General features: G+C 35.6%; 8 protein-coding genes. 3 read left to right on the top strand and 5 right to left on the bottom strand.

Going from position 1 to position 6,346, the window contains the following annotated elements; all coding sequences use genetic code 11:
- Positions 1–11: 11 nt before the first annotated feature.
- On the top strand, positions 12–374 hold the full coding sequence (locus CP357_RS03270; RefSeq protein WP_087176621.1) for a DUF488 domain-containing protein: 363 nt from the start codon (positions 12–14) through the stop codon (positions 372–374).
- Positions 375–411: 37 nt separating this feature from the next.
- Here CP357_RS03270 and CP357_RS03275 read toward each other — a convergent pair whose 3' ends face one another.
- The 3 genes from CP357_RS03275 to CP357_RS03285 are packed head-to-tail and all read right to left on the bottom strand — an operon-like array spanning position 412 to position 2,459.
- Entirely contained in the window at positions 412–1,200 is a 789-nt protein-coding gene (locus tag CP357_RS03275; RefSeq protein WP_025005608.1) for a TerC family protein, read from the bottom strand.
- A complete protein-coding gene (locus CP357_RS03280) occupies positions 1,187–1,705 on the bottom strand; it encodes a methylated-DNA--[protein]-cysteine S-methyltransferase (protein ID WP_025005607.1) in 519 nt (172 codons plus the stop codon). Before CP357_RS03280 ends, CP357_RS03275 begins: the two co-directional genes overlap by 14 nt.
- 49 nt (positions 1,706–1,754) lie before the next feature.
- Positions 1,755–2,459: an NAD-dependent protein deacylase gene (locus CP357_RS03285; RefSeq protein ID WP_087235853.1), complete on the bottom strand. Its 705-nt coding sequence runs from the start codon at positions 2,457–2,459 to the stop codon at positions 1,755–1,757.
- Between the two features lie 91 nt (positions 2,460–2,550).
- Here CP357_RS03285 and CP357_RS03290 point away from each other — a divergent pair, with 91 nt between their 5' ends.
- On the top strand, positions 2,551–3,030 hold the full coding sequence (locus tag CP357_RS03290; protein ID WP_025005605.1) for a hypothetical protein: 480 nt from the start codon (positions 2,551–2,553) through the stop codon (positions 3,028–3,030).
- On the opposite strand, the gene cls is transcribed toward CP357_RS03290, so the two are convergent.
- Together cls and CP357_RS03300 are read right to left on the bottom strand one after the other, a co-directional pair.
- Positions 3,025–4,482 (bottom strand): cardiolipin synthase, encoded by a 1,458-nt coding sequence (gene cls, locus CP357_RS03295; RefSeq protein ID WP_098036531.1) that lies wholly within the window; start codon positions 4,480–4,482, stop codon positions 3,025–3,027. The genes CP357_RS03290 and cls overlap by 6 nt on opposite strands.
- Positions 4,483–4,503: 21 nt before the next feature.
- Positions 4,504–5,430 (bottom strand): alpha/beta hydrolase, encoded by a 927-nt coding sequence (locus CP357_RS03300; protein ID WP_025005603.1) that lies wholly within the window; start codon positions 5,428–5,430, stop codon positions 4,504–4,506.
- Between the two features lie 87 nt (positions 5,431–5,517).
- Here CP357_RS03300 and CP357_RS03305 point away from each other — a divergent pair, with 87 nt between their 5' ends.
- Entirely contained in the window at positions 5,518–6,276 is a 759-nt protein-coding gene (locus CP357_RS03305; RefSeq protein ID WP_087176616.1) for a ribonuclease H family protein, read from the top strand.
- Positions 6,277–6,346: the final 70 nt, after the last annotated feature.

Consider the following 6,346-nt stretch of genomic DNA (forward strand, 5'->3'; position numbering starts at 1 on the left):
GATTCTTTCAAATGAGTGAAATAAAATTAGTAAGAATTTATGATCATGAGCAACCTGCTGGCTATAGAATATTAGTTGATCGTATGTGGCCACGAGGAATAAGCAAAGTTAAAGCGGCCCTGGATGAATGGGATAAGCAGATTGGACCGACAAATGATTTAAGAAAATGGTTTAATCATGAGGATGAGAAGTTCCCGGAATTTGAACAAAAGTATATTACAGAATTAGATGCCAATGATTTTATGCCTGAGTTTATCAAAACTGTACAAGAGAAATTGAAAATAGGTGATGTACTCTTTCTTTATGGGGCTAAAAATAGGGAACATAATCAAGCGGTTGTTTTGAAGAAATATGTAGAAAAGAAATTGAAGTAAATAAAGAAGCTTATCATAACAGACAAGCTTTTTTATTTTAAATATGCTTATGTCCATGACGTTTAACACGCCAGAAGTGGAAAAGAATAGTCAAAGTTAAAATAGTAAAAACAATGATAGCGAAAACCATGTTTGGTAATTCAAAACGAAGAGGTGGAAGTGCTAAAAGTAATTTTAAGGCGATAATCCCAATTAATAGATAAGCCATCGGCTGTAATTCAGGGATGATATCCATTAATTTAATAATTATTTCGGCAACCCCTCTCATGCAGAGAATACCGATCATTCCACCGATTAAAACTACGACAGGATTACTTGAGACAGCTAATGCCGCCAGAACTGAGTCGATAGAAAATACGATATCCATGGATTCAATTGAGATAACCGTTCGCCAGAATAAAGACAAAACGTGTTTCTTCTTTTTCTTTCCTTTATGGTGAGCGGCCTCACGCTCTTCCTTTTCTTTTTCACGTTCAGCGGCTTGTTTAGGGTGACGCTGATCATAGAAAAACTTAAAAGCTAGGTAGAATAAATAAATACTACCAGCTAATTTAATTTCCCAAAAATGAATTAAATATGTTCCAATTCCGATAACAATAAAGCGGAAAAGGTAGGCACCCCATAAACCATATAATAATGATTTTTCCTTTTCTGCTTTTGTAGGCAACACTTGCGTTTGTGCTGCTAAAACTACGGCATTGTCAACGGAAAGCAAACATTCCATTAAAATCAGGGTTAGGATAATCATCCAATCTTTACCACTGGTTAAAACATGAGCCCAGTTGCCTAGGTCAAAAAATGGGGCATACATTTTAAAGATTGCCATGCATATGACTCTTTTCTAAATCAATTAACCTAACTTTTTCTTTTTGTCCTAGACGATAAGTTCCCACTTGATTATTGGAGAGAATAACTCTGTGGTCTGGAATAAAAATCAAAACAGGATTTAACGCTACCGCATGTGCTACTGCGCGTGCAGAAGTAGCGTTAGGTAATGATGTTGCAATATCACCGTAACTGGCTGTAAAACCATATGGAAGATTTTGCACAACTTGTAATGTTTTTCTTTGGAATTCAGTGCCAAATTCAGAAATATCAATCGGAACATCAAACTTTTTTCTTGTTCCAGCGAAATATTCTTTTAATTGTTCAATATATGGAGCTAATTTTTTAGGATCATGTACAAGCATTCGGTGAGGATAAAAGCTAAAAATGGGAGAAACGCTTTTGTCACCTTTGAGCCCTACGTAAGTCAAACCAAATATGGAAGCTGTTAAAAAGTAAGTCCATGGTTTGATCGTCACATAATCATAATAAAAAACCTCTGCCATATTTTCACCACCTACATAAATTTTCACTTTGAAAATATTAAATGTTATATTAATTCAATATTTTAAATACATCAAGAGCGTCACCAATAATTTGTTTAATTCCTGATGCAGGAATCTTAGTTTTGTTAATGGAAAAAATTTTTGCTTTCTCATTGCGATAGGCCAAAAGTTGAGCAAATGGATAAACTACAAAACTTGTCCCACAAATAATAACTAAATCAGATTTTTGCATAATTTCAACGGATTTAGTTAAAGTTTCAGGCTTAATTGATTCACCATATAGTACTATGTCTGGTCGAATAATGCCACCGCAATTTTGATGGATGTAATTTTGAGAATATTTTTCGTAAAAAATTGAATGGTGACATTTAGTACAATATATATTATATAGATTTCCATGAAACTCTGTCACGTGTTTATTTCCGGCTTTCGTATCCAAACAATCAATATTTTGGGTAATAAGATCACCTTTTTGATTGCAAATTTGAGCGATTTTTTGGTGGATTAGGTTGGGTTTAGCGTCTGGGAAATACATATTATTCATTACAAATTGGTAGAAAAATTCTGGACGGTTGTAAAGAGTGCTTTCACTAAGAATATTTTCCGGACTTTCTTGCACGCCGTTATAAATCCCATTTTTTGAACGATAATCAGGAATGCCTGAATGAGTTGAGACACCTGCGCCGGTTAAGAAAACGATGTGGCTTGCTTTATCAATTTCTTGTTGCAGTTCTATTAAATCAGATTTTTTCATAGTTTATGCCTCTGTTCTATAATCTGTTTGTTTAATTATGAATCCTGTCTTTGTTATAATTAAAAGAAATAAATTTTTTGAGGGGATTTTTATGGCTTATATGTCTTATTTTTACATTGTAGTTAATATATTGATGCTAGCTTATGCTTGCTACAGTTGGTATTGGCAAGCTAAAGTAGAATTTCGTGGACACTATCGTATCTCCTCAATCGTTTGGGCAATTATTTTTATTTGGTTAGGTTTTACCTGGAACTACATTGAAAAAGGTGATCCAGGTTTAAATGTATTTTTAGCCTTATTCTTGTTAATTAGCATAGTTGATGGTTTTTCAGGTTTTAGTCCTAAAAAAATGGTGGTTTCAGGTTACTTTAAGCGAACGGTTAAGTACGATGAAATCTCTAGTGTCACATTAATTAATGTCCCTAATCCTAAAAAGCCATTAGTAATGGCCATTTTTAGAACTAACAATAATAAGGCATATATGATGCGGTTTCGGATTCAAGTTAACGAAGTTATTGCCGCATTGCAAAAATATATAGGTAAAAATATTCCCGTTGAAATCCAATCATAAGATTGGGGAAAGCATCCGTGAAAAACTTTGCAAGGTTCGTAATATACGACCTTGCTTTTTTATTTCCTCGTGAGTAAGCAAGTGAGATTTTTTCATATCTGCTTCAAAAACTTCGATCATTTTTTTAGTAAATTTTTTATCATAGAAAATGGCATTGTCTTCAAAGTTAAGATCATATGAACGATAATCTTGATTCATCGAACCAACGGTAGAAAAATAATCATCGATGATAGTAGTCTTGGCATGTAAGAAGCCGTCTTCATAAATATAAATTTTTACGCCGCAGCGTGTAAGCTCATTGGCATACCATTGAGAAGCCCGGTAAATAAAAGGGTGATCGGGCTTGCACGGGATCATGATTCTCACATCGACACCAGACATAGCGATAGTTTGCCATGTGGCAAAGACGGCATCGTCAGGAATTAAGTAAGGTGTTTGAATCCATAATCTTTTTCTCGCTAGCTGCATTAAGCGCATCATACCGTTACGCATATAGGGAATATAACGGTCAGGGCCATCAGAAATGATCTGTGTAGCAACATCTCCGCGATGGATCTTTTTTTCATCAAGATCAGGGAAAAGCGTATCGTTAAAGCGAATAATTTGTTCAGGACGTTTGATTGAAGCGTTCCAGTCCATCACGAATCGCTCTTGCAATAACAAAGAAGCAGAGCCGACGATGCGCACCTGACTATCACGCCAATGACCAAATTTCTTTTTCCTTCCTAAGTATTGATCACCGATATTGAAGCCACCAGTCCAGGAAATACGCCCATCGATTACAACAATCTTACGGTGCAAATGATAGTTAATTCGATATCTAGTGATCATATTTCTGGAAGTAATAAAAGGCAAAACCTCTCCGCCGGCTTTGCGTAATTGATCAAACCAGGCTTTGGTTGCACCCATTGATCCCCAGGCATCATAGATAACTCGTACTTTTACACCTTGTTTAGCCTTTTGGATTAAAAGTTGTAAAACACGGTTACCAATATTGTCGCTATAAAAAGTATAAAACTCTACATTGATAGTTTCCTTTGCTCGAACTATGTCTTTGAGCAAATCATGAAAGAAGGTTTCACCCTCAGTATAGAGTTCCACGTTGTTGTTTTTGGTGAGAGGCGATTCATTATTGCGGTTAAAAAAATGAATCGCGATTTTGCCTAATTTAGAAGTGTCAGAGGGGCTGACTTCTTTGGGTGCTTTGGCAATTGATTTTTGAACGTTGCGTAAGCCAATGTGGTGTTGCTTATTAATTGAAAAAATATTTTCCTGGGAAATACCCCGGCCGAAAAATGCATAAAGAGTAAGACCAACTACTGGAAAAATAAGCAAAACAATTAACCAGGCCCAAGTTGTAGAAACTGATCGCCTTCGGTGGAAAACGATGTAAAAAGCAAGGAGTGTGTTAGTAATAAAGATAATTCTGATAAAATCATGCCACCAGACCATGTTCTTCCTCCCAAATACAGTCTATTTTTTTAAATTGAGAAATTTATCAACAATATCAATAACGAATGGATTATCATGCATCCAACTATGTTCTGCATCATTTTTGCCGCGAACTTCTACTTCTTGGTAGAAATGTGCTTTAGGAGCCAAAATGTAGCGGATGCTTTTAGCTGAAACTACAGAAATAAATTTATCAGTGTTAGTGTTATCAAGAACATTGCCGTAGATATTTAGCACTGAAATATTTGAATTGAATTTTCGGCGATTAAAAAGCAAATATAAATAATGAGGATTCATGACACTAGGACGGCCATTTTCATTAAGAATATTTACGTTAGGAATATCGCCTAGATAAGTAACACCGTCAAAGGGGCCGGCAATTAACGCACATTTAATTAAATGAGGGAAAGTTTTACTAGAGGCATGCTTCATTTCCGTTCTAATGATACAAGGACAGGCTAAAGAGTGAGCTACAGCAATATAATTTTTGAAGTGATATTTTTTAGAAAGAAAGGGTAAAACAAAGCTAAGATAATAATCAATGCCGTAAATTCCCACAATTCTTTGACGAAAGGCAACCTGTACAATAGGATGCTCATCGCCGGACCAAGTACCTTCTAATTTGAAGTTGCCTAATAAATCAACCGTAACCTTTAAAAATTTATCGGTTCCCTTATCATGCATTGCTTGATGAACCATTACATTAGTAGTGTAATCTCCACCGCGAAAGCCATGGAAGTAAATAATAGGAACTTGCTTTACTGAACTTTCTTGAATTACTGCCTTGTTTTCGATGTGTCGTTTGCGTAACTTGAGAAAGATACGTGTAGGGGCAAAGGAAGCAAGCAGACCTAATGAGATCATGTTAAACATGCTGGGTTCTTGTTTTAGATCATATTTATGGTTCTTTTCAGCTTCTTCGGCATATTTTTTGGAGTTAAAGAACATTTTTGCCACCTTCTTACATAATTCCCTATAATGAATAATAATTATATTTTAACATTGGGTAGAGATTTTTTGTTTTTGAGGTGAATCATGAAGTTTTATGCTGTAAAAAATGGTCGTGTACCAGGCGTCTACCGCACGTGGGATGATGCAAAAAAGCAGGTAGATGGTTTTTCCGGAGCAGAGTATAAGTCATTTGAAAATATTACTGATGCGACTGACTATCTAGGTTTAAACAATGGGACTCAGGGAGATATTTTGCAAAAGGGTGAAGATACCTTGCAAAATGCCATTGCCAAGATTAAACAAGAAAGTAATAGAGTAAAAAATAAGCCACAAGCTAAAAAAGTAACGGCGCATTCAACCGTAGAGTTTTTTGCAGTGACTTATACTGATGGCGGTACTCGTAATACAGGCGTATATAAGGGCGGCCATGTTAAGAAAACTGATAAAGCAGCGTGGGCTTATTTGATTGAATGGGATGATCAAGAAGTTCATGATTCAGGCGGTGAATATGGTGCAACTAACAATAAGATGGAACAGACTGCTTTGATTAATGCTTTGAAAAAACTAATTGAGCTTGGCTTTAATGAAAAGCATTTATTGTTTGTGCTAGATTCTAAGTATGTTTTAAATGCAATTAATCAGCACTGGTTAGCCGGTTGGAAGAAACGCGGTTGGAAGCGTTCTGGCGGACCTTTAAAAAATGTGGCAGAATGGCAAGAACTTGATCGTTTGCTTAAGCATTTCCCAGATAGTACATTTGAATGGACTAAAGGCCACGCCAATAATCGAGGCAATGAATTTGTGGATCATGAATTAAATCGCTATATGGACAATAAAATGTAAAAAGCATAAAAAAATGTGTCTGGGAAAAAACTAAATCCTAGGCCATAAAAAGAACGATCAAAATTCTCAA

Source organism: Lactobacillus sp. UMNPBX6, from assembly GCF_002553975.1.
GTDB classification, from domain to species: domain Bacteria; phylum Bacillota; class Bacilli; order Lactobacillales; family Lactobacillaceae; genus Lactobacillus; species Lactobacillus gallinarum.